Annotated in this window: 17 protein-coding genes; 7 read left to right on the top strand and 10 right to left on the bottom strand. The window is 63.0% G+C overall.

Annotated features, from left to right (window positions below):
• Positions 1 to 56: 56 nt before the first annotated feature.
• The 10 genes from PO883_RS04645 to uraH form a co-directional block, all read right to left on the bottom strand.
• Positions 57 to 1,202 (bottom strand): sensor histidine kinase KdpD, encoded by a 1,146-nt coding sequence (locus PO883_RS04645; protein ID WP_289308686.1) that lies wholly within the window; start codon positions 1,200 to 1,202, stop codon positions 57 to 59.
• Between the two features lie 102 nt (positions 1,203 to 1,304).
• Entirely contained in the window at positions 1,305 to 1,490 is a 186-nt protein-coding gene (gene yacG / locus PO883_RS04650) for a DNA gyrase inhibitor YacG (RefSeq protein ID WP_126074530.1), read from the bottom strand.
• A gap of 13 nt (positions 1,491 to 1,503) precedes the next feature.
• On the bottom strand, positions 1,504 to 2,259 hold the full coding sequence (zapD, locus tag PO883_RS04655; RefSeq protein ID WP_289308687.1) for a cell division protein ZapD: 756 nt from the start codon (positions 2,257 to 2,259) through the stop codon (positions 1,504 to 1,506).
• 61 nt (positions 2,260 to 2,320) lie between these two features.
• On the bottom strand, positions 2,321 to 2,977 hold the full coding sequence (coaE, locus tag PO883_RS04660) for a dephospho-CoA kinase (RefSeq protein ID WP_289308688.1): 657 nt from the start codon (positions 2,975 to 2,977) through the stop codon (positions 2,321 to 2,323).
• A complete protein-coding gene (locus PO883_RS04665; protein WP_289308689.1) occupies positions 2,978 to 3,871 on the bottom strand; it encodes an A24 family peptidase in 894 nt (297 codons plus the stop codon).
• Positions 3,872 to 4,109: 238 nt separating this feature from the next.
• The gene (locus PO883_RS04670) at positions 4,110 to 5,333 is read right to left on the bottom strand and encodes a type II secretion system F family protein (protein ID WP_167088309.1); all 1,224 of its coding nucleotides are present in this window, start codon (positions 5,331 to 5,333) and stop codon (positions 4,110 to 4,112) included.
• 11 nt (positions 5,334 to 5,344) lie between these two features.
• Positions 5,345 to 7,033: a type IV-A pilus assembly ATPase PilB gene (gene pilB, locus PO883_RS04675; RefSeq protein WP_229423599.1), complete on the bottom strand. Its 1,689-nt coding sequence runs from the start codon at positions 7,031 to 7,033 to the stop codon at positions 5,345 to 5,347.
• 250 nt (positions 7,034 to 7,283) lie between these two features.
• Complete coding sequence (locus PO883_RS04680) at positions 7,284 to 8,564, bottom strand: HlyC/CorC family transporter (protein WP_289308690.1); 1,281 nt, start codon at positions 8,562 to 8,564, stop codon at positions 7,284 to 7,286.
• Between the two features lie 199 nt (positions 8,565 to 8,763).
• The gene (locus PO883_RS04685) at positions 8,764 to 9,324 is read right to left on the bottom strand and encodes an ATP-dependent Clp protease proteolytic subunit (protein ID WP_289308691.1); all 561 of its coding nucleotides are present in this window, start codon (positions 9,322 to 9,324) and stop codon (positions 8,764 to 8,766) included.
• 67 nt (positions 9,325 to 9,391) lie between these two features.
• The gene (uraH, locus tag PO883_RS04690; RefSeq protein ID WP_289308692.1) at positions 9,392 to 9,745 is read right to left on the bottom strand and encodes a hydroxyisourate hydrolase; all 354 of its coding nucleotides are present in this window, start codon (positions 9,743 to 9,745) and stop codon (positions 9,392 to 9,394) included.
• Between the two features lie 121 nt (positions 9,746 to 9,866).
• Here uraH and puuE point away from each other — a divergent pair, with 121 nt between their 5' ends.
• The 7 genes from puuE (at position 9,867) to PO883_RS04725 (ending at position 22,809) form a co-directional block, all read left to right on the top strand.
• On the top strand, positions 9,867 to 10,799 hold the full coding sequence (gene puuE / locus PO883_RS04695; protein ID WP_289308693.1) for an allantoinase PuuE: 933 nt from the start codon (positions 9,867 to 9,869) through the stop codon (positions 10,797 to 10,799).
• 92 nt (positions 10,800 to 10,891) lie between these two features.
• Complete coding sequence (xdhA, locus tag PO883_RS04700; RefSeq protein ID WP_289308694.1) at positions 10,892 to 12,421, top strand: xanthine dehydrogenase small subunit; 1,530 nt, start codon at positions 10,892 to 10,894, stop codon at positions 12,419 to 12,421.
• A gap of 10 nt (positions 12,422 to 12,431) precedes the next feature.
• Positions 12,432 to 14,768, top strand: a complete 2,337-nt coding sequence (xdhB, locus tag PO883_RS04705; protein ID WP_289308695.1) for a xanthine dehydrogenase molybdopterin binding subunit — start codon at positions 12,432 to 12,434, stop codon at positions 14,766 to 14,768.
• Positions 14,768 to 15,781 carry a xanthine dehydrogenase accessory protein XdhC gene (gene xdhC / locus PO883_RS04710; protein ID WP_289308696.1) on the top strand — a complete coding sequence of 338 codons (1,014 nt, stop codon included), beginning with the start codon at positions 14,768 to 14,770 and terminating at the stop codon, positions 15,779 to 15,781. Before xdhB ends, xdhC begins: the two co-directional genes overlap by 1 nt.
• Entirely contained in the window at positions 15,781 to 17,109 is a 1,329-nt protein-coding gene (gene guaD / locus PO883_RS04715) for a guanine deaminase (protein WP_289308697.1), read from the top strand. Before xdhC ends, guaD begins: the two co-directional genes overlap by 1 nt.
• 72 nt (positions 17,110 to 17,181) lie before the next feature.
• Complete coding sequence (locus PO883_RS04720) at positions 17,182 to 18,684, top strand: adenosine deaminase (RefSeq protein ID WP_289308698.1); 1,503 nt, start codon at positions 17,182 to 17,184, stop codon at positions 18,682 to 18,684.
• Positions 18,685 to 19,386: 702 nt separating this feature from the next.
• The gene (locus PO883_RS04725; protein ID WP_289308699.1) at positions 19,387 to 22,809 is read left to right on the top strand and encodes a TonB-dependent receptor; all 3,423 of its coding nucleotides are present in this window, start codon (positions 19,387 to 19,389) and stop codon (positions 22,807 to 22,809) included.
• Positions 22,810 to 22,828 lie beyond the last annotated feature (19 nt).

Below are 22,828 nucleotides of genomic sequence, written 5' to 3' on the forward strand. Positions count from 1 at the left end.
GGGTATCTTTACCGTCGCCCCGCCCTCGCGCGCGGGCGACGGTGGTACGCGCAGGATCAGTCCCCGCCGCTGTTCGGCGCGCGCGGCAAGTGCGCTGTAAAGGTCGTGCCGCATTCGGCGCTGGAGGTCACTGTCAGGGTGCCGCCATGCGCCACGGCGATTTCGCGTGCGACGAACAAACCCAGCCCCAGGCTGGTACGCGGCCGTTCCTCGGCTTCGCCTTCGCCCGGCAGCTGGATCAGCGGACTGAAAATGCTTTCGAGCGAGTCGGATGGAATCACCGGGCCGTCATTGGTCACGGCCACCGTCACCGCGTCCGGATGAGCGCGCGCCTCGATGCGCACGGCGGCGCCGCGCGTGCCGTATTGGGCGGCGTTGACCATCAGGTTGGTCAGCAGCTGGTGCAGGCGTACGGCATCGTATTGCCCGCCGAGCCCTTCATCGGCCTCGATCTCGAAACGCGTGGCCGGATGGGTGGCGTGGGCGTCGGCCAGCGCCGCCCGGCACACGTCGCCCACGTCAACCTCGCGCAGCTGGGTCGGCATGCCGCCGCCAAGCTGGGTGCGGGTGTAGCCGATCAGGTCGTCCACCATGCTGCTCATCAGGCGCGTACCGCGCTTGACCCGGGCGCCGATGTCGCCAGCCTGGGTGGCGTCGACCTGCATGCGGATCAGCAGGTCGCCCGCCATCGACATGCTCGACAGCGGCGCGCGCAGGTCGTGCCCGAGAATGGCCAAAAACAGTTCGCGCATGTGGTCGGCGCGCGCCGAGTAAGTCACCACCGACTCGGCCAGGGCCTGGTCGATGGCTTCGTTAAAGCGCACCATTTCGTCGGCAACATCGGATGTCATGCGATTGACTTGCGGCAGCCACAGGCGCAACACGGTGGCGCGCAGGGCGCGGTATTCCGCACTGAGCTGGAGCAGGGAAAAATTGCTGGCCTGGCGCAGCGCGCCGTGGATGGAAGCGGCGCTTTCGCCGTCGACCGTGTCGGGCGCGAGGCCCTGCGACTTGGCGAGCTGCTGTTCCGGGTCTTGATAGGTTTCGATGTCGAGCGCGATCGCCTGCAGGATCTGGCGCGCGTGGTCGCGCAGGGCCAGATCGGTCATCTGGCTGGCGGCCGGCAGCAGGGTCTGGGCGAACGCTTCCCACTCCGTCAGGATTTCTTCCATGCGCTCATTGATGAAACGGTCGAGTCTCATCGCACTGCCCGTGACATTGACATGTGGTTGCATCCTTTGCGTGATGGGCGGTCAGTCATTGTAAGCGCTTTTGCGCCGCCACGTCGCAGGACGAGCGCGGCGCTACTGGGGCAGGTTGTCGTCGTCCAGCAGGGGGTCGGAAGGGGCGGCGCCGGGAATGGTGTATTTTTCTTCGGCCCAGGCGCCCAGGTCGATCTGTTTGCAGCGTTCGGAACAGAATGGACGGAATTTATTCGCCTCGGTCCATTCGACTTTCTTGGCGCAGGTGGGGCAGCTAACGACGGTCATGGCAACATGGGATCTAAAAATTACAGAGCGTGAGCTCGAACGGGACATCTTCTTCCAGCGGCTTGGGCTTCAAATCGCCGCCCTGCGTGGTAAAGCGCACCCACAACATGTACTTGTTGGCGGAAATCTCGGGAATCGCCCCCATCGCTTCATCCATGGTCAGGCGCAGCATCTGGTAGACCTTGCCTTGCAGCATTTGCTGATAGCTGCCGGCGATGGCGACCATCTTGACCGGGCCACCCGAGTCGCGCAGCAGGCGCAGCACCAGGGCCAGGGCGTCGAACAGCGGCGCCAGCGGGGCGAACCAGTTGACGATATCGTTGAAGCGCTGCTCGGCCGGCCGCTTTTGCCAGGCGTAATAGGACGGCAAGTCGAATTCGCAGGCGCCGCCGGGAATGATGGTGCGGCCGCGGATGCTCATCAGCCATTCATTGTCGCGTACGTTCTGGCCGGTCTTGCCCTGCGCCGCGACCAGCGCGCCGCTGACCGTTTCGACCTCGGCGAGGACGGCGTCGAGCATGTCGGCGGCGACATTCGGATTGGACCGGTAGCTCAGCAAGCTTTGCTTCTGGCGTTCGAGTTCCTGCAGCAGGTCGCTCTTGAGATCGGCGCGGCCGGCCACTTCGAGCATGTCGAAGATGGTGGCCAGGGCGACATGATGCTGCATTGCATGTTCCTGGTGCACAAAGAACTTGAACTTCTCGTACAGGTCTTCCAGCCGCAACAACGTGCGTATGCGCTCGTTGAAAGGGTATTCGTAGACGATCAAAATGACATCCCTTTACATGGCAGGAGAAGAATCCCGTGATTCTGAACCAAGCGACGCAAAATTACAAACGCTGCACCGGGAATAGTGCCATTCTCTCCGAAAATGCCAGATATTGTGCATGCAATAGAGCAATTTGACGGTCCAGGGCTTCCAGGCTGCCATCGTTGACGAGCACATCGTCGGCCGCCGCCAGCCGCGCGGCGCGGCTGGCCTGGTTGGCCATGATGGCGCGCACCTGGGCTTCGCTCATGGCGTTGCGGCGCATCACGCGCGCAATTTGTACTTCTTCAGGGCAATCGATGACCAGCACGCGCGCCACCCGCTCGCGCCAGCCGCCGGACTCGATCAGCAGCGGTACCACGTAGATCAGATAGGCACCGCTGGCCACGGTGGCGGCGGCCGCAGTGGCGGCGCGAATGCGCGGGTGCAGGATGGCTTCCAGGCGCGCCTTGGCGGCCGGATCGGAAAACACCAGTTCGCGCATGCGCACGCGGTCGAGCGCGCCGTCGGTGCTGACAAAGGCCGGGCCGAACTCGTGCAGCAGGGCATCCATCGCGGCGCCGCCGGGCATGGTCAGCGCATGCGCGATCAGGTCGGTATCGATGATGCTCGCGCCCAGCGCGGCAAAGCGGTCCGAGACGGCCGTCTTGCCGCAGCCGATGCCGCCGGTCAGGCCGACGCTGAACTTGCCGGCGTCAGGGGCGCGCGCACTGTCCACTTAGCGGATCCAGTACTGGAGCAAGATGCCGGTCATGGCGCCGATCGGTTTGCCGTACAGCATCACGATGAAGCCGGCCGCGGCCAGGTAAGGACCGAAAGGAATCTTGACATTGTGCGCGCGTCCGCCGAACACGATCAGGCACAGGCCGACCACCGACCCGACCGCCGACGAAATCAGGATCACGCTCGGCAGCACGCTCCAGCCCATCCAGGCGCCCAGTCCGGCCAGCAGCTTGAAGTCGCCATGGCCCATGCCAACTTGTCCGCGCACCTTCTCGTACAGGGTCGCGACCGACCACAGCGACAGGTAGCCGACCACCGCGCCGATGACCGCGTCTGGCAGCGGCACGAAGCTGCCGTTGATATTCATCAGCAGGCCGATCCACAGCAGCGGATAGGTCAGTTCGTCGGGCAGCAGCTGGGTATCGGCATCGATGAAGGTCATCGACAGCAGCAGGTAGCCGAACACCAGGGTGGCAAGGCCGGTATAGCCGCTGCCGAAGTGCCATACCAGCAGGGCTGACATCAATCCGGTCACCAGTTCGATGATCGGATAACGCGGCGAAATCCTGGCCTTGCAGCCTTTGCATTTGCCGCCCAGGACCAGGTAGCTGATCACGGGAACGTTTTCCAGCGCGCCAATCTTGTGGCCGCAGTGCGGGCAGGCCGAGCGCGGCGCCCACAGGCTGAATGTATCGGTGTGCACCTTGCGGGTGCCGCAGCCGCAGCCGTACTCGCCGGCCAGGTAATCGTTGTATTCGCGATCGAGGATCTTGGGAAGGCGGTAGATGACGACATTCAAAAAGCTGCCGATCAGCAGGCCGAACAGGCCGGCGGCGAGGGCCGGGCCCAGGGAGCCGGGGGCGGCGAACAAGAGTGTTTCCGGTAGCATGATGCTCCAAGGTAAGAAGTGATCGCGGCAGTGTGCTGCACCGATCTATTTTAGGGCTTGCGCCCGCTTTGGGGAACCGCGTCCGGTTCCGGCGCCCGGTTCCGGCGCCCGGTTCCGGCGCCCGGTTCCGGCGCCCGGCGGGCACCAAAAAAAATCGCAGCAGGCGCTTGCCGGCGGGGCAAGCGGCTGCTGCGGCGCTGATGCTGGGGATGGGCGGCACGTGGCCGCCCATCCCTTGTTATACCACCGCGCCCAGTTTGAAGATCGGCAGGTACATGGCGACCACCAGGCCGCCGATGAGCACGCCCAAAATCACCATGATCAGCGGTTCCATCAGCGAGGCCAGGGTGGCGACGGCCTCGTCGACTTCATCCTCGAAGAAGCCGGCGACCTTGCCCAGCATTGCATCGAGTGCGCCCGATTCTTCGCCGATGGCGACCATCTGGGTGACGATCGGCGGGAATACATTGGCGTTCTGCATCGCCGCGGTCAGGCTGGTACCGGTGCTCACCTCGTTCTGGATGCGCTTGGTCGCTTCCAGGTACAGGGCATTGCCGGCCGCGCCGCCGACCGAGTCGAGCGCTTCGACCAGCGGCACGCCGGCCGCGAACATGGTGGCCAGGGTACGGGTCCAGCGCGCGATCGCCGCCTTGCGGATCACGCTGCCGAAGATCGGCGCCTTGAGCAGCGCCAGATCCATGAAGCGCTGCATCTTGGCCGAACGCTGCCAGGCCTGGAAAAAGAAGTACAGGCCGGCGAACAGGGTGCCGAAAATGGCCCACCAGTACGAGACGAAGAAGTCGGAAATGTCCATCACGATCACGGTCGGGGTCGGCAAATTGGCGCCGAAGCTGGTAAACACCGATTTGAACGCCGGGACCACCCAGATCATGATCACGGCGGTGACGATGAAGGCGATGCCCAGGATCGACACCGGATACATCAGCGCGGACTTGATCTTGGCCTTGATGGCCAGGGTTTTTTCCTTGTAGATCGCCAGGCGCGTCAGCAAGTCTTCCAGAATACCGGCCTGTTCGCCGGCCCCGACCAGGTTGCAGAACAGCGGGTCGAAGTAGAGCGGATACTTGCGGAAAGCATTGTTCAGGCTGGTACCGGTTTCGATGTCCGAGCGCAAGTCCAGGATCAGCTTGGCCATCGAAGGATTCGCGTGGCCCTTGCTGACGATATCGAACGATTGCAACAGCGGCACGCCGGCCTTCATCATCGTGGCCAGCTGGCGCGTGAACAGGGAAATATCCTTGTCCGTGATCTTCTTGCCGCTGCGATAAGTCTTTTTCTTGACCTTGGTGACCATGACACCCTGGCGCCGCAAGGTCACATTGACCACGGCTTCGCCGCCGGCGCGCAGTTCGCCGCGCACGGTCTTGCCGGACTTGTCCTTGCCTTCCCAGGCGTAGACCGACTCCTTGACGGCGTTGGTTTTAGATTGAGCGAGTGCCATACTGTATTTTCCTATTCGTTGGTGCAGCCAAGAACTTCTTCAAGGCTGGTCAAGCCTTGCTTTACTTTCATCAGGCCGGAACGGCGCAAGGATTTCACGCCCTCCAGCTCCGATTGCGCGGCAATTTCCATCGAATTGCCGTTCGCCAGAATGATTTTTTCGATCGCCGGGGTAATCGGCATGATCTGGTAGATACCGACCCGGCCCTTGTAGCCGCCGCCGAGGCAACGGTCGCAGCCGACCGGACCGTAAGGCTTCCAGCCGCCTTCCAGTTCTTCTTCCTTGAAGCCGGCGGCAAGCATGATTTCACGGCTGGTCTCGACCGGTTTCTTGCAGGTGCACAGGCGCCGCGCCAGGCGCTGCGCGGTGATCATGATCACCGACGAGGCGATGTTGAAGGGCGCCACGCCCATGTTCATCAAGCGGGTCAGGGTCGATGGCGCATCGTTGGTGTGCAGGGTCGAGAACACCATGTGGCCGGTCTGGGCGGCCTTGATCGCGATGTCGGCCGTTTCCAGGTCGCGGATCTCGCCGACCATGATGATGTCCGGATCCTGGCGCAGGAAGGACTTGAGCGCGACCGGGAAGGTCAGGCCGGAGCGGTCGTTGATGTTGACCTGGTTCACGCCCGGCAAGTTGATCTCGGCCGGGTCTTCCGCTGTCGAAATATTAATGCCAGGCTTGTTGATCACGTTCAGGCAGGTGTACAGCGACACCGTCTTGCCGGAACCGGTCGGGCCGGTCACCAGCACCATGCCGTACGGACGCTGGATCGCTTCGAGCAGCAATTCCTTCTGGTCCGGATCGTAGCCGAGCGCGTCGATGCCCATCTGGGCCTGGGTCGCGTCCAGGATCCGCATGACGGTCTTTTCGCCGAACAGGGTGGGGCAGGTGCTGACCCGGAAGTCGATCGCCTTGGTGGGCGAGAGGATCAGGCGCATGCGGCCATCCTGCGGCACGCGCTTTTCGGAAATGTCGAGCTTGGAAAGCACCTTGATGCGCGAGACCAGCTTGTCGCGGATCGTGATCGGCGGCTGGGCATGCTCGCGCAGGACGCCGTCCACGCGCAGGCGGATGCGGTAAAATTTTTCGAACGGTTCGAAGTGAATATCGGACGCGCCCAGGTTGATCGCATCCATCAGGATCTTGTTGAGGAACTTGACGATCGGCGCGTCTTCGATATCGGCGGCGGCGGCCTGGTCGACGACCGCGGGCGCATCGTCTTCGCCGAACTGGATATCTTCCTGGTCGCCGACCATGTCGTTCAAATTCTGTTCGGCATTGCGGCCCAGGCTGGCCAGCAGGGTCAGCAGGGCGTCGTGCAGCACGATCACCGGCTCGACCGACGCTTCGCTCTGGAACTTGATCTGGTCGAGCGCCTGGATATTGGTCGGGTCCGAAATGGCGACCGACATCTTGTTGCCGCGCTTGGCCAGGGCGATCACGCGCTGGGTCTGCATCAGCTTGCCATCGATGGCGTTCGGCGGCAGGGCGTCGACATTGAAGCTCTGCAAATCCATCAGCGGGTAGCCGAAGGTTTCCGCGCAAAAGGCGGCCAGGGTACGCGCGTCGAAGGTGCCGGTCAGCAGCAAGGTATCGATGAACGGACTCTTGTCGATCAGCGATTTCTTGTGCAGTGTATCGGCTTGCTGCGCACTGAGGCGGCCAGCCTGCATCAGGGCGCGGGCCAGGCCCGGCATGGGCGTTCCGGGGGTCGTATTGGGGAGGACTGCAGCCATATGCGCGCTTGGTTTAATTGGTACGGAGAACGACAAAGCGCCGTCCAGTGGTGACTGTTGCGGCGAACTGCCTTGGATCATGCCTCCGAGCATCACATTTGTAAAGTGTTTGCTGCATGGGGGAGGCAACCATACCACGTAGCTAAAATGGAACGTTCAATTGCAACTTGGAACTTGTATGGCTGAACTGAAATTGTTGGTGACAGTCTGATTAGGATAGCGGCGGGCGAGTCAGCTTGACGACCTTGATTGCCTGGTCTTTTACCTGGATGACTTCGATCACAACATTGCCGATTTTCAGGCTGATCGGGGCGTCGGGAATCTCTTGCAATTGCTCCAGCATCAAGCCGTTGACGGTCTTGGGACCGTCCAGCGGAAAGGCCAGGCCGAGCCGTTTATTGATCTCGCGCAGGGGCGCCGTGCCTTCCAGCAGGCATTCGCCGCGCGCATCCCAGCCGAAGCTGTCGCCGCGCGCCGCGCCGGGCACCGAGGTGGTGAAATCGCCAATCATTTCTTCGATGATATCGTCGAGCGTGACCAGGCCTTGCACTTCGCCGTACTCGTCGACAATGATGCCCAGGCGCTCCTTGTTTTCCTGGAAATATTGTAGCTGAGTAAAGACGCTCGTATCCTGGGGAATGAAATAGGGTGTTGTTAAAAGTTCACGGAAGTGGGCAATGCTCAGTTCGTCTTCCTCGTTGAGCAGGGCCACCGCGTGGCGCACGTGCAGGATGCCGATGATGCGGTTGATCTCGCCTTCGTACACCGGCAGCTTGTTGTGGTAGCAAGTCGTCAGCTGGGCCTTGAGCTCGGCCACCGGCACGGCCAGGTTGAGCGCCTCGATCTGGGAGCGCGGGGTCATGATGTCTTCGATCGAGACGGTTTCCAGATCGAACAGGTTGAGCAAGATGCTTTTGTGCTTCTGCGGAATGAAATTGCTGCTTTCGAGCACGATAGCGCGCAACTCTTCCGGCGAGACGCGGTGCTGGGCCGCGCTGTCGGCCGGCTTGACGCGCAGGATCGTCAAAAACAGGCGCACGAACAGGTTGACGAACCAGATCAGCGGCTTGGACACGGCCATCATGGGCTTGAGCAGGGTGCTGGCCACCAGCGAAATGGTTTCCGGATAGGTGGCGCCGATGAACTTGGGCGCGATTTCCGCGAACACGATCAGCACGAATACCAGCAGCGCGATGGCGATCGCGATGACGCTCTCTTCATAGCCGAACAGCAAAATCGCAATCGCGGTCGCCAGCACCGTCGCCATGGCGTTGACCAGGGTATTGGCGATCAGGATCAGCGACAGCAGCTTGTCGGTGCGCTCGAGCAGCCACAGGGTGGTGATGGCGCCCCGGTGGCCGCGCTTGGCCAGGCTGCGCAGGCGGAATTTGTTGGCGGCCATGAGCGCCGTTTCCGCCATGGCGAAAAAGGCCGAACACAGAATCAGGAAGACAAGCGCGGCGACGAGCACCCAGGGCGACACGGTATCCAAGGGTCAGCGTGCCGCGGTGGTGGAAAAACAGGGGAGCATGAAAAGCGGGCCAAGCCCAGAATGGTGCGCTCGCCGGAACGGCAACCGCAGAGCTGCTGATTTTAAGTCAAGCCCCGCCTCCGTGCAAGTTTGACCATGATGTGTGCGTCACATATGCGTCACGTAGTGCGGCAACTTTTGCCGCCACCGTATCGGCCCGTCAGCCGTTCCACCAGTGCGACGTGGTGCCGGCGCCCGGCAGGCGCGCCTGCGTCGCCTTGTGGATGATGCCGGCCGCCACAGCCTGGTCGGCGTCGTAGATGCGCGCATTGCCGAACAGATTGGTGCGGATATCGTCCTGGGCACCGGCGGCCTTGGTCGCTTCCTCGAAAATGCAGGCATAGCGCTCGGCGTCGAAATCGAGGCAGTCGCGCCATTCGCTCACGCGCGAGTGGTCGGCCGCCACCAGGCTGCCGAAACCCCAGTGCAGCGGATGGACCAGGAAACGCGTACCGGGACAGGCGTAGCGCTTGCCGCCGGCCAGGAAAATCACCACGCCCACCGATTCGACGCTGCCGATATTGTGGGTGGTCAGCGGCAGGGGCAGGGATTTAAGGAAGAAATACAGCGCGAAGCCGGCGGTCATATTGCCGCCTTCGGTCGACATGTGCAATTCGATCTCGCTGGCGCCGCTCTGCAGCGCTTGCAGGCAGAGGTTGCGGATGGTGCACACCGCGCTATGGTTGATGGGGCCGATAAAGTGAACGATGTGCAGCGACATTATCTCTCCTGAAGCTTTCTGCCCAAGAATAGCAAGTTTTTGCCCGCCGCACGGTTTCCTTGGTATTTCAGCTACCGCGATAGGTGGAATACGACCACGGCGTGAGCACCAGCGGCACGTGATAGTTCTGGGACGGATCGGCAATGCCGAAGGCCAGCGTCACCTGGTCGATGAAGCGCGGTTCGGGCAGGTTCACGCCCTGGGCGGCGAAATAATCGCCGGCGGCAAACACCAGCTCGTAGCGTCCGGCCTGCATGGCGTCGCCTTCGAGCAGGGGCGTATCGACGCGGCCATCGCGGTTGGTGGTGACGGTCTTGAGCAGGGTGCGCGCGCCGCCAGTGACGGCGTACAGTTCGACTACCACTCCGGCCCCGGGTTTGCCTTGCGTTGTGTCCAGCACGTGTGTACTAAGTTTTCCCATAGTCCTTCCTATATGTCGATATTGACGCTTGTTATCTGGCTGATCATATACTGAGGTGCGAACGCCAATATATGATGCGCACTATACCCTCCATGCCTTCCCTTCCATCCAGAGCCCATTCATGACCACTTATGACAACTATCCACGCGACCTGATTGGCTACGGGCGTACCCCGCCCCATCCGCAATGGCCGGGCCAGGCGCGGGTGGCGCTGCAGTTCGTGCTCAACTATGAAGAGGGCGGCGAAAACAATGTGCTGCACGGCGACGCCGCCTCCGAAACGTTTTTATCCGAGATCATCGGCGCGGCCGCGTTTCCCATGCGTCACATGAGCATGGAGTCGCTATACGAATACGGCTCGCGTGCGGGCCTGTGGCGCCTGCTGCGCATGTTCGAGGAGCGCAAGCTGCCGCTGACCGTGTTCGGGGTGGCGATGGCGCTCAAGCGCAATCCGGAAGCCGTGGCCGCCTTCCGGGAGCTGGGACACGAAATCGCCTGCCATGGCCTGAAATGGATCTCCTACCAGAACGTGGACGAAGCCACCGAGCGCGCCCACATGGCTGAAGCGGTGCAGATCATGCGCGAACTGACCGGTTCCGCCCCGCTGGGCTGGTACACCGGGCGCGACTCGCCCAACACCCGCCGGCTGGTGGTCGAGCATGGCGGTTTCGCCTACGACGCCGACCACTACGGCGACGACCTGCCGTTCTGGCAAAACGTCGAGCACGCGGGCGGCGTGACGCCGCACCTGGTCGTGCCCTACACGCTCGACACCAACGACATGCGCTTTGCCGCCATGCAGGGCTTCAATTCCGGCACCCAGTTCTTCGATTATCTGAAAGACGCCTTCGACGTGCTGTACGCGGAAGGCGATCGGGATGGCCTGAACCAGCCGAAAATGCTTTCCATCGGCCTGCACTGCCGCATCGTGGGCCGTCCGGGGCGGGCGGCGGCACTGGCGCGCTTTCTCGATTACGTGCAAAGTCACGACAAGGTATGGATCACCCGGCGCATCGATATCGCCGATCACTGGAAGGCCGCCCACCCGGCATAGTGCTTTTTGCTGATAACCGACATCTTCAAATAGATATAATTGCGGATGCCTTGGGTGGTAGCCTTGCATGCTGGGACAAAGCCGAGGCAACAATGTCAGAACCGATTCGTTTTTACTATCAGGGCGCCGTGCGTGTAGTGACGCAGGCCGCGCCGACGCAGACCATTCTCCAGCATTTGCGCGAGGACTTGCACTGCACCGGCACCAAGGAAGGCTGCGCCGAAGGCGACTGCGGCGCCTGCACGGTCGTCATCGGCTCGCTGGGCGCGGACGGCCAGGTCGAGATGAAGGCTGTCAATTCCTGCATCCAGCTCACGCCTACGCTGGACGGCAAGGCCCTGTTCTCGGTCGAAGACCTGGAGCAGCCCAACGGCACCCTGCATCCGGTGCAGCAAGCCATGGTCGAATGCCACGGTTCCCAGTGCGGCTTTTGCACGCCCGGTTTCGTCATGTCCCTGTGGGGCATGTACCTCAAGCAGGAAGGTCGCGATGCGACGCGCGATGCGACGCACGATGCGACGCGCGATGCGACGCGCGATGCGACGCGCGAGCCGACCCGCTGCCAGATCGACGACGCTCTCTCGGGTAATCTGTGCCGCTGCACCGGCTACCGCCCGATCATCGACGCCGCCAGGCGCATGGGCGAACTGCCCGCCGTGAACTTCGACCGCGCCGCGCTGGCGGCCCAATTGGCGCCCCTGCAACGCGGCGCCATGGCCACCTACAGCGCCGCTGGTGCCTCGTTTTACGCCCCGCGCACGCTCGATGAACTGGTGCGCATCCGCGCCGACAAGCCCGACGCCGTGCTGCTGGCCGGTTCCACCGACATCGGCCTGTGGGTCACCAAGCAGATGCGCGAGCTGGGCGACATCATCTACCTCGGCCACGTCGACGCGCTCAAGCAGGTAACGCAGCAGGACGGCATGATCGAGATCGGCGCCGGCGTGACGCTGGAAGAGGCCTACAAGGCGATCGCCGCGCACTATCCGGCCGAACTGTCGGCCATGTGGCAGCGCTTTGCCTCGCTCCCGATCCGCAATGCCGGCACCCTGGGCGGCAACGTCGCCAACGGCTCGCCGATCGGCGACTCGATGCCGTGGCTGATCGCCCTGGGCGCGCGCGTCGTGCTGCGCGGCGCCGCCGGCGAACGCGAGATGGCGCTGGAAGACCTGTACCTCGGCTACCAGAAAAAGGACATGCAAGCGGGCGAATTCGTCCAGGCCGTGCGCGTGCCGCTGCCGCGTACCGGCGTGCAGTTCCGCACCTACAAACTGGCCAAGCGCTTCGACCAGGACATCTCCGCCGTGTGCGCCGCCTTCGCGCTGCGCATCGACGGCGACGTGGTGGCCGAGGCCCGCATCGCCTTCGGCGGCATGGCCGCCACCCCCAAGCGCGCCGCGCAGACCGAAGCCCTGCTGCTCGGCCAGCCGTGGAGCGAGGCCACGGTGGATGCCGCCATGGCCATGCTGACGCAGGATTACGCGCCCCTGTCGGACATGCGCGCGTCGAGCGAATACCGCATGAAGGCCGCGCAGAACCTGCTGCGCCGCTTCTGGTTCGAGACCCGTCAACACAACCCGCTGGCGGCCGATGCCGTCAACGCCTTTGCCGTGCGCGCGTAAGGAGAACACCATGAACGACGCAGCTACCCCAGCGCTCAAAGCGGCGGCGTGGACCGGCGTGGGCGTCTCGCGCGCGCACGAATCGGCCACGCTGCACGTGCTCGGCCAGGCCACCTACACCGATGACATCCCGGAAGTGCAGGGCACCCTGCACGCGGCGCTCGGCTTGTCGAGCAAGGCGCACGCCAATATCAGCGCCATCGATCTCGCCGCCGTGCGCGCCAGCGTGGGCGTGGTGGCCGTGCTGACGGTGGCCGACATCCCTGGCACCAACGACTGCGGCCCGATCATCCACGACGATCCGATCCTGGCCGATGGCCTGGTCATGTACGTCGGCCAGCCGATCTTCATCGTCGTCGCCGACACGCACGACCACGCGCGCCGCGCGGCGCGGCTGGCCAAGGTCACCTACGAGGAACTGCCCGCCATCCTGACGCCGCAAGCCGCCAGGGCCGCGCAATCGTACGTGCTGCCGCCGATGCGCCTCGCGCGCGGCGACTACCAGGCCGCTTTTGAAAAGGCGCCACGCTCGGTCAAGGGCGAATTGTATGTGGGCGGGCAGGAGCAGTTTTACCTGGAAGGCCAGATTTCGTACGCGATCCCGAAGGAAGACAAGGGCATGCTGGTGCTCTGCTCGACCCAGCACCCGAGCGAAATGCAGCATGTGGTGGCACACGCGCTCGGCCTGCACTCGCATAACATCGTGGTCGAATGCCGGCGCATGGGCGGCGGCTTCGGCGGCAAGGAATCGCAATCGGCGCTGTGGGCGGCCGCTTCCGCCATCGCCGCCTCGAAACTCAAGCGCCCGGTCAAGCTGCGCGCCGACCGCGACGACGACATGCTCGTCACCGGCAAGCGCCACTGCTTCCATTACGAATATGAAGTCGGCTACGACGACGAAGGCCGCATCATCGCCGCCAAGGTCGACATGGTCACCCGCGCCGGCTATTCGGCCGACCTCTCGGGGCCAGTGGCCACGCGCGCGGTCTGCCACTTCGACAATACCTATTATTTGTCCGACGTCGATATCCGCGCCGCCTGCGGCAAGACCAACACGCAGTCCAATACCGCCTTTCGTGGCTTCGGCGGTCCGCAGGGCGCGATTGCCATCGAATACATCATCGATGAAATCGCCCGTAACCTCGGGCGCGATGCGCTCGACATCCGTCGATTCAATTTCTACGGGCGCGAAGAGCGCAACGTCACGCCGTACGGCCAGGTCGTGGTGGACAACGTGATTCACGCACTGTCCGCCGAACTGGAAGAGACCAGCGAATACCGCGCACGGCGCGCGGCAATCAGCGCTTTCAACGCCACCAGCCCGGTCCTCAAAAAAGGTCTGGCGCTCACGCCCGTCAAGTTCGGCATTGCGTTTAACGTCACGCACCTGAACCAGGCCGGCGCGCTGGTGCACGTGTATGTCGACGGTTCCATCATCGTCAATCATGGCGGCACCGAAATGGGGCAGGGCATCAACACCAAGGTGATGCAGGTCGTCGCGCATGAACTGGGCGTGGACATCTTGCATGTGCGCGCCACCGCCACCGACACCAGCAAGGTATCGAACACTTCTGCCACGGCCGCATCGACCGGCGCCGATTTGAACGGCAAGGCAGCCCAGGACGCGGCGCGCCAGATCCGTGAACGCCTGGCCGCCTACGCGGTCAAGCTGTATGGCGGCGAGGCTGGCGACGTGGTGTTTGCCGCTGACGTGGTGTATGTCAACGGCCATGAAGTCGCCTTCCCGGTGCTGGTGCAAAAAGCCTATCTGGCGCGGGTGCAGCTGTGGTCCGACGGGTTTTACGCCACGCCGGGCCTGCACTGGGATCCGAAAACCATGAACGGCCGCCCGTTCTCGTACTACGCCTATGGTGCGGCAGTGGCCGAAGTGGTGGTCGATACGCTCACCGGCGAATGGAAGCTGTTGCGCGCCGACGCGCTGTATGACGCCGGCAAGTCGCTCAACCCGGCCATCGATATCGGCCAGGTCGAAGGCGCCTTTATCCAGGGCATGGGCTGGCTCACTACCGAGGAACTGTGGTGGAACCCGGCCGGTAAACTCATGACGCACGCGCCGTCGACCTACAAGATTCCCGGCGTGTCCGACTGCCCGGAAGACTTCCGCGTGCGCCTTTTCGACAACCGCAACGTCGAAGACAGCATCCACCGCTCCAAGGCCGTGGGCGAGCCGCCGCTGCTGCTGCCATTCTCGGTATTTTTTGCGATCCGCGATGCGATTTCCAGCGTCGGCGGGCACAAGGTCAACCCTCCGCTGAACGCTCCGGCTACCAGCGAAGAAATCCTCAAATCCATTTCCGCTGTCGAAGCGGCGCTCAAGGCGGCGTGATGGATGACTGGCTCAGTGCCACCGGTCCAGCCGTGCTGGTGACCGTGGCCATTGTGGAAGGCTCCGGTCCGCGCGAGTGCGGCGCCAAAATGCTGGTGGACGCCACCCGCGTGTGGGACACCATCGGCGGCGGCCATCTGGAGCATCGCGCCATCGAGACCGCGCGCGCGATGCTGGCTGGCGCCCGCCCGCGCCACTTTGAACGCTACGCCCTCGGCCCAAGTCTCGGCCAGTGCTGCGGCGGCGTGGTGCACCTGGCGTTCGAGCTGCTCGATGCGGCGCAGGCCGCGCTGCTCGGGCAGCGCCGCCAGGACGATAGCTGGCGCGTGGTTGCCATCGACGGCGCGGCGGACAGCGCGCTGTTCGATGGCGACGGGCGCTGGCTGGCGGGCAGCCGTCCACCCGTATTCGCGCGCGACCGCGGCGCCTACGTCATGCAGGAACCGGACGGGCGGCGCTGGCTGGTCGATCCGGTGTTCGCTCCGCGCGCGCACCTGGTGCTGTTCGGCGCCGGCCACGTGGGCACGGCCATCGTGCGCGCACTGGCGCACCTGCCATGCAATGTCACCTGGGTCGATGAACGCGACGACATGTTCCCGCCGCAGGTACCGGCCAACGTCACCGTGGAAGCCTCCGATGTGCCGGAGGCGCTGGTAGCCGCCGCGCCAGCCGGTGCCAGTTACCTCGTCATGACGCACAGCCACGCGCTCGACCAGCGCCTGACCGAAGCGATCATGGCGCGGCCGGACGTGGGCTGGTTCGGCCTGATCGGATCGAAAACCAAGCGCCGCCAGTTCGAACACCGCCTGCACGCGCGCGGGGTGGACGCGGCGCGCATCGACGCCATGGTCTGCCCGATCGGGCTGGCCGGCATCACCAACAAGGCGCCGGCGGTCATCGCCGCATCCGTCTGCGCGCAGTTACTGACCGTGTGGGATGCCATGCAAAGGACGCCTGACGCGTCCATGCGCATCATGGCAAAACCGGCGGCCGCAATCACCGAAAGAGTCTGATGTCTACCGTACCACCAAGCACCGTGCAAGCCTACCGAGCCAGCTTGCTGCATTTTCACGCCGACCCGGCCTTCAGCAAGGATGCCTGCCTGTGGCACGAAGATGGGCTGCTGATCGTCTCGGGCGGCAAAATCCAGGCTGCCGGCGATTATGCGCAGCTGTTCCCGACGCTGCCAGCGGGCGCGCTGGTGATCGATTACCGTGGCAAGGTGATCATGCCGGGCTTTATCGACACCCACCTGCATTTCCCGCAGACCGACATGATCGCTTCCCCGGCGCCGGGCCTGTTGCCGTGGCTGGAAACCTACACCTTTCCGACCGAGCGCGAGTTCGGCGACCCGGCGCACGCACGCGAAGTGGCCGACTTCTTCCTCGACGAGCTGCTGCGCTGCGGGACCACCACGGCCATGGTGTACTGCACCGTGCACCGCGAATCGGTGGATGCGTTTTTCGAGGCCAGCGAGGCGCGCAACCTGCGCATGGCGGCGGGGAAGGTGCTCATGGACCGCAACTGCCCCGAGTTTTTGCGCGACACGGCCGACAGCGGGGCGCGCGACAGCGAAGACCTGATCAAGAAGTGGCACAACAAGGGCCGCGCCATGTACGCGATCACCCCGCGCTTTGCTCCCACCTCCACCGAAGCGCAGTTGCGGCTGACGGGCGAGCTGGCGGCGGCGTATCCGGACACGTTCATCCAGACCCACGTGTCGGAGAACGCGGACGAGTGCAGCTGGGTCAAGTCGCTGTTTCCGGACGCGCGCAGCTATCTGGACGTGTACGACCACTATGGACTGATGCGCGAGCGCGCCATGTTCGGCCACTGCATCTGGCTTGACGACCGCGATTTCGCGCGCATGGCCGAAACCGGGGCGGCGGCGGCGATCTGCCCGACTTCCAATTTCTTCCTCGGCAGCGGCTTGTTCGATTTTGAAAAGGCCGACGCGGCGCAGGTATCGCTGTCGCTGGCGACCGACGTGGGGGCGGGGACTTCCTTCTCGATGTTGCAAACTATGAATGAAGCCTATAAAGTAGCGCGACTGAAGGGCAGTTACCTGCCGGCCGCGCGCATGTTTTACCTGGCGACGCTGGGCGCGGCGCGCAGCATGCAACTCGAAGGGACCATCGGCAGTTTGGTGGCCGGGGCGGAGGCCGATTTCATCGTGCTCGACCCGAAAGCGACGCCGTTGCTGGCGCGCCGCACGGAGCGCTGCAATAATCTCGAGGAGTTGCTGTTCGCGCTGGCGCTGCTGGGTGACGACCGGTGTATTGGGGCGACCTATGCGGCCGGGCGCAAGGTGCATGAGCGCGCGAGCGCGACGCAAGCGTAAATACCACTCCGTCGCTCCCGCCGAGTGCCGCCTTGGCGCGGGAGCGACGGATACTAATCGAGAGAAGAATTCATGATCCGTAAAACGAGCAGCCTGTTGATCGCCCTGGCGCTTGCCGCGAACGCGTATGCCGCCACCGCGCCGACCGCCAAGTCCAAGGCCAACGAAGCGGCCACCGCGCGCCATCTGGCGGGCCTGATCGCCGGCGCCGAGCCGAAGCTGTCCGAACTGACCCTGTTCTTCTCGCAGATGCCCAAGGGCGCCGACCTGCACCACCACTACTCCGGTGCCCTCTACGCCGAACAATATGTCGATTTCCTCGACAAGCAGGGCCTGTGCGTCAACAAGCAGACCTACCGCATCGAAACGACCAAGGCCGTGATCGACGCCCAGCGCGCGCTGCCCGCCGCCGAGCGCACCTGCCTGTCGTCAGCCGACGTGCTGGCCGACGACTTCACCTACCGCGAGCTGCTGCAGCGCTGGTCCAGCAAGGACTTCGACAACCACGGCGCGATCCAGCCGCCGCCGGACCGCCAGTTCTTCCAGACCTTCGGCTTCTTTGGCCCGGTCTCGAACGCCAATTACAACGATGGCTTGCTGGAGCTGAAAAAGCGCGCCATCGCCGAAAACGTCGGCTACATCGAAACCATGTTCAAGCTGGCGCCCATGACCGGTAATGCCGACGCCGACAACGCCATGTGGAAAGCCGGCGACGACGCCGCACTCACCGCCGCCATGCGCAGCTGGATGGAGACGCTGGAAAAAGACCCCACTTTCAACCAGACCCTGGCCGATTACGTCGAGCGCATCAAGACCAATCACGCCAACATCGACGACGAGCGCTTCACCATGCGCTACCAGGCGTATGTACTGCGCCTGGTAAATCCGTCGATGGTGTTCTCGTCGATGCTGGCCGGCTTCAAGGCCGCCAGCCAGAGCGAGTTGATCGTCGGCGTCAATATCGTCGGCCAGGAAAGCCTGGCGCCATCGATGCGCGACTATGAACTGCACATGAAGATGTTCCGCTTCCTGAAAACCCGCTATCCGAAGGTGAAACTGGCGCTGCACGCGGGCGAACTGGCGCTGGGCGACGTGCCGCCGGAAGGCCTCAAGTTCCACATCGAGCAAGCCCTGAACGTGGCCGGCGCCGATCGCATCGGCCACGGCATCGACCTGGCGCACGAATCGAACGCGCCGGCGATCATGAAAACCATGCGCGACAAGGATATTCCGGTCGAGATCAACCTGACCAGCAATGCCTTCATTTCCGGCATCAAAGGCGCGAACCATCCGGTGACCTTGTACCGCAAGTTCGGCGTGCCGTATGTGATTTCGACCGACGACGCCGGCGTCACGCGCCACAACCTGTCGCAGGAATACACGCTGTTCGCCAGCCGCTACCAGCCGTCGTACGCGGAAATCAAGAAGGTCTCGTACAACGGCGTGCGCTACGCCTTCCTGCCGGAGCAGGAAAAGCAGCGCCTGATGCGCCAGCTCGACGAGCGCTTTGCGCGCTTCGAGGCGCTGGTGGCCTCCTGGCCGGCGGCCGCCAGCGTCACGCAACGCGCGCGCTGACCTGTCAAGCCCGGTCGTTTCTGTCATTGGCAGGAGCGACCGCGGCACCGGCCCGGCCCTGCCGTGTCCGTCACATCCCAATTCTGCCGTTTTCCCGCTCCCTCCTCCCAAACGCTGCACAATGGCAGCCGCGCTAGCTTGCGCGACACCAAACATCCACAGTTTGTTATAAAAAATGATTTACGTAATGTAAAGTTTGTGGCCATCCCGCTACACATTTGCGCGTCCGGGCAAACCTTTGTCGAAAATCCCTATGAAAGGAATTCACGTCGGAAGGGAAGATTTATAATCCGCCAAGGCAACAAGCCCGTAAAGATGTCTATCTCAGCCGTTCTAGCACTACTTTATGCATGAATTTATATGATCGATATATAAATGCATAAGCGAAATGGTATTTGTCAGCCGCGCGAGCGCTGCTGCATAGTTGGCTGAGAATGTTCCCGGAAACATGGTATTGCCTGTTGCCGCCCAGTCATGGTGCTGACACATTCGGCAAGTAGACTTGCGCGCTGCGCAGCAACATGCCGCGGCCGGGCGCAGTCGCTCGGCGGGCACGACGGATGACAAACAAGACGGTTTCGCTTCATGTGACAGGCTTTTCGTGGCGGCGCCACCAGTGCCGCCAGCGCAGATTTGCAACAAAGTACAGAGGGAAGGCTTCGCCGCTTTCCACCATAACATGTCTTTTTTTGGGGTTACACAATGATCAATCATAATCGGATGCAGGTCACCAAGCTGGCGCTGGCGCTATCGATCGCGCTGGCGACCTTGCCGGCCATGGCGCAGAACACCACGTCGGCCATCGGCGGGCGCATTTCCGCTGCCGACGGCAAGCCTGCCAGCGGCGCGACCGTGTCCATCGTCCACGCCGAATCCGGTTCCGTCAGCAATGTCGTCACCGACGGCGAGGGACGCTACGTGGCGCGCGGCCTGCGTTCGGGCGGTCCGTACACGATCATCATCACCAAAGGCGGCATCACCGAAAAACGCGAAAACGTCTACATCCAGCTGGCCGAGACCGCCTCTATCGACGCCACCCTGGGCGCACCGATGCAGACCGTGACCATCGCCGGTTCGGCAGCGCGCTCCGACAAGTTCTCGAAATCGTCCATGGGCGCCGGCACCAGCCTCGGTTCGACCGAGATCGCCACCCAGGCATCGATCCAGCGCAACCTGCAAGACTACGCCCGTGCCGACCCGCGCGTGGCCCAGACCGACAAGGAACGCGGCGAAATCTCCGTGGCCGGCCAGAACTCGCGCTACAACTCGCTGACCATCGACGGCGTGGCCGTGAACGATACTTTCGGCCTGGAAGCGAACGGCAGCCCGACCGCCAAGCAACCGATCTCGATCGAAGCGATCCAGACCGTGCAAGTGAACGTCGCCAACTACGACGTCACGCAAAAAGGCTACACCGGCGGCAATATCAACGCCGTCACCAAGTCCGGCACCAACACCGTCAAGGGCAGCGTCTACTACGTGTTCCGTAACGATGCGATGGCCGGCGACCGCTACAACAATGCCAACGATACGTATTATGCGCCACCATCGTTCAAGGAAACCACCAAGGGCGTGACCCTGGGCGGCCCGCTGATCCAGGACAAGCTGTTCATTTTCGCGAACTACGAAAAGCTCGAATCGAGCCGTTCGGCGCCCGCTTTCGGCCCGCTGGGCAGCTCACTGACCAACGTCGGCATTTCCCCGGCGCTGATCTCGGCCGCACAGGGCATCGCCACCAACACCTACGGCATCAATGCCGGCACCACCGATGTGCCGAGTGGCGCCAAGCTGAACGTGGAAGACATGCTGGTCAAGGTCGACTGGAACATCAACGACGACCACCGCGCCATGTTCCGCTACGCGAAAACGTCGCAGGCCGAGCCGCAGTTTGCCGGCATTTCCGCCACCGGCCTGTCGCTGAACTCGCAGTGGTATTCGCAAGAGAAGGCGATCGAAACCTTCGTGGCCCAGGTGACGTCGGACTGGACCCCGAACTTCTCGACCGAATTCAAGCTGTCGCAGCGCGACTATGACAGCGTGCCGACCCTGAACGCGCGCCTGCCGTCGATCAGCCTGTCGATGACCGGCGCCAATCCAGCCGGTACGCCTGCATCGGTGCCGACCACCAACCGCTCGCTGGCCTTCGGCACCGAGAACAGCCGTCACCGCAACATCCTCGGCACCAAGACCGACGACATGTACCTGGGTGCCAACTGGGCCCTGGGCGACCACGAAGTCAAGTTTGGCGGCGATTACAGTAACAACACGGTCTATAACGCCTTCCAGCAAAACATTTTCGGCAATTACTCGTTCAGCTGCCAGAACAGCAGCGCGGCCTGGACCTACAGCTTCGGCGCCATCACCTGCGGCACCGCCAGCCCGGCCGATGTCGAACGCGCGATCCTGGAAAACTTCAGCAAGGGCCGTCCTAGCTCGTACCAGCTGCAGGTTGCCGCCCCTGGCGTGAACCTGAATGATGCCGTCGCCAATTTCTCGCTGAAAAACTACGGCGCCTTCGTGCAAGACACCTGGACCATCAGCCCGCGCCTGACGATGAGCTTTGGCGTGCGCCTCGATGCCGCCCGCATCGACGACCGCCCGCGCCGCAACGACGCCGTCGCCGCACCCAAGATCGAAGGCAATGCCGCCACCGGCCTGCGCGAAAAAGGTGGCTATGGCATGGACAACACCAACACCTTCGACGGCCAGAACCTGGCGCAGCCGCGTTTCGGCATCAACTACAACTTCGACACCACCCGCAAGATGCAAATCCGCGGTGGCGCCGGCTTGTTCCAGGGTAACGCTGCCGCTGTCTGGCTGTCGAACCCGTTCTCGAACCCTGGCGTGGCAACCACCACCGTCGGTTGCGGCACCGGTAACTTTGCTTCGTGCAACGGCGCGACCATCTTCAGCGCCAATCCGGACCAGCAGAAGAGCAGCTTCGGCGGCAACGCCGCGATGCCGGCGGCCAACGTCGACATCCTGGCCCAAGGCTTGCGCCAGCCATCGGTGTGGAAAGCCAACATCGCCTTCGACATGGAATTGCCATGGTACGGCCTGGTCTTCGGCGCCGAATACCTGCACCTCAAGTCCAAGGATGCCATCTTTTACCAGAACCTGAACCTCGGCGCACCAACCCGCCAGGGCAGCGACGGCCGCGCACTGTATTACACGCCGCAGGGTTACAGCGCGGCGTGCTGGAGCGCAACCGGCAACGCGATCACCAGCGGCACGGGCTGCACCGGTTTCCGCAGCAAGGCACTGAGCAACGAATCGTTCGCCAACGTGCTGCTGGCGCAAAAGACCGACAAGGGTGGCAGCGGCATGGCGACCCTCTCGCTGAGCCGTCCGTTGACCTCGGGCCTGGGCTGGTCGATGGCTTACACCTACACCGACGCCAAGGAAGTGTCGCCACTGACCTCGTCGACCTCGAACTCGAACTTCACCGGCCGTTCGATCTTCAATCCGAATGAAGAAGTCAACGCCAATTCGAGCTACCTGGTCAAGAACCGCGTGAACGCCATCGTCAACTTCCAGAAGGCTTTCTTCGGTGCTTACAAGACGCGCTTCGGCATGTTCTACGAAGGCCGTTCGGGCAAGCCATACAGCTGGACCGTCAACAACGACTTGAACGGTGATGGTTCGGGCGGCAACGACCTGATGTACATCCCATCGGCACCGGGTTCGGGCCAGGTGGTGTTCCAGGGCGACAAGCCAGGCAGCACTGTCAACGAAGACAAGTTCTGGGGCGTCGTCAACAGCAACAGCGTGCTCAAGAAAGCCGCCGGCGGTGTGGTTGGCCGTAACTCGGACTTCTCGCCATGGACCAACAGCTTCGACATGCGTGTCGCCCAGGAACTGCCGGGTTACGGAAAAAACAAGGCCGTGTTCAGCCTCGACTTCTTCAACTTCGGCAACTTGCTGAACAAGAAATGGGGCCGTACCAATGAAGTCGGCTTCCAGGGCGCGGGCGCACAGGCGCGCAGCTTCGTCGACTACGTCGGTCTCGATGCCAACGGCAAGTACATCTACAAGGTACGCGACAGCGTCGAATCGCTCGACGTTCGCCAGACCAAGGGCGAATCGCAGTGGGCTATTCAAGCGACCGTCAAGTACGAATTCTGATGCGTGGCTAAGCTAGATT

This window comes from Massilia sp. DJPM01 (assembly GCF_030348125.1).
GTDB lineage: Bacteria > Pseudomonadota > Gammaproteobacteria > Burkholderiales > Burkholderiaceae_D > Telluria_A > Telluria_A frigida.

Excerpts from the sequence above, each read along its gene's own strand:
- xdhC (WP_289308696.1), top strand. The coding sequence starts at position 14,768 with ATGGATGACTGGCTCAGTGCCACCGGTCCAGCCGTGCTGGTGACCGTG.
- PO883_RS04670 (WP_167088309.1), bottom strand. The coding sequence starts at position 5,333 with ATGGCACTCGCTCAATCTAAAACCAACGCCGTCAAGGAGTCGGTCTAC.
- PO883_RS04725 (WP_289308699.1), top strand. The coding sequence starts at position 19,387 with ATGATCAATCATAATCGGATGCAGGTCACCAAGCTGGCGCTGGCGCTA.
- xdhA (WP_289308694.1), top strand. The coding sequence starts at position 10,892 with ATGTCAGAACCGATTCGTTTTTACTATCAGGGCGCCGTGCGTGTAGTG.
- yacG (WP_126074530.1), bottom strand. The coding sequence starts at position 1,490 with ATGACCGTCGTTAGCTGCCCCACCTGCGCCAAGAAAGTCGAATGGACC.
- PO883_RS04720 (WP_289308698.1), top strand. The coding sequence starts at position 17,182 with ATGATCCGTAAAACGAGCAGCCTGTTGATCGCCCTGGCGCTTGCCGCG.
- PO883_RS04685 (WP_289308691.1), bottom strand. The coding sequence starts at position 9,324 with ATGTCGCTGCACATCGTTCACTTTATCGGCCCCATCAACCATAGCGCG.
- PO883_RS04665 (WP_289308689.1), bottom strand. The coding sequence starts at position 3,871 with ATGCTACCGGAAACACTCTTGTTCGCCGCCCCCGGCTCCCTGGGCCCG.
- xdhB (WP_289308695.1), top strand. The coding sequence starts at position 12,432 with ATGAACGACGCAGCTACCCCAGCGCTCAAAGCGGCGGCGTGGACCGGC.
- puuE (WP_289308693.1), top strand. The coding sequence starts at position 9,867 with ATGACCACTTATGACAACTATCCACGCGACCTGATTGGCTACGGGCGT.
- pilB (WP_229423599.1), bottom strand. The coding sequence starts at position 7,033 with ATGCCGGGCCTGGCCCGCGCCCTGATGCAGGCTGGCCGCCTCAGTGCG.
- guaD (WP_289308697.1), top strand. The coding sequence starts at position 15,781 with ATGTCTACCGTACCACCAAGCACCGTGCAAGCCTACCGAGCCAGCTTG.
- PO883_RS04645 (WP_289308686.1), bottom strand. The coding sequence starts at position 1,202 with ATGAGACTCGACCGTTTCATCAATGAGCGCATGGAAGAAATCCTGACG.
- uraH (WP_289308692.1), bottom strand. The coding sequence starts at position 9,745 with ATGGGAAAACTTAGTACACACGTGCTGGACACAACGCAAGGCAAACCC.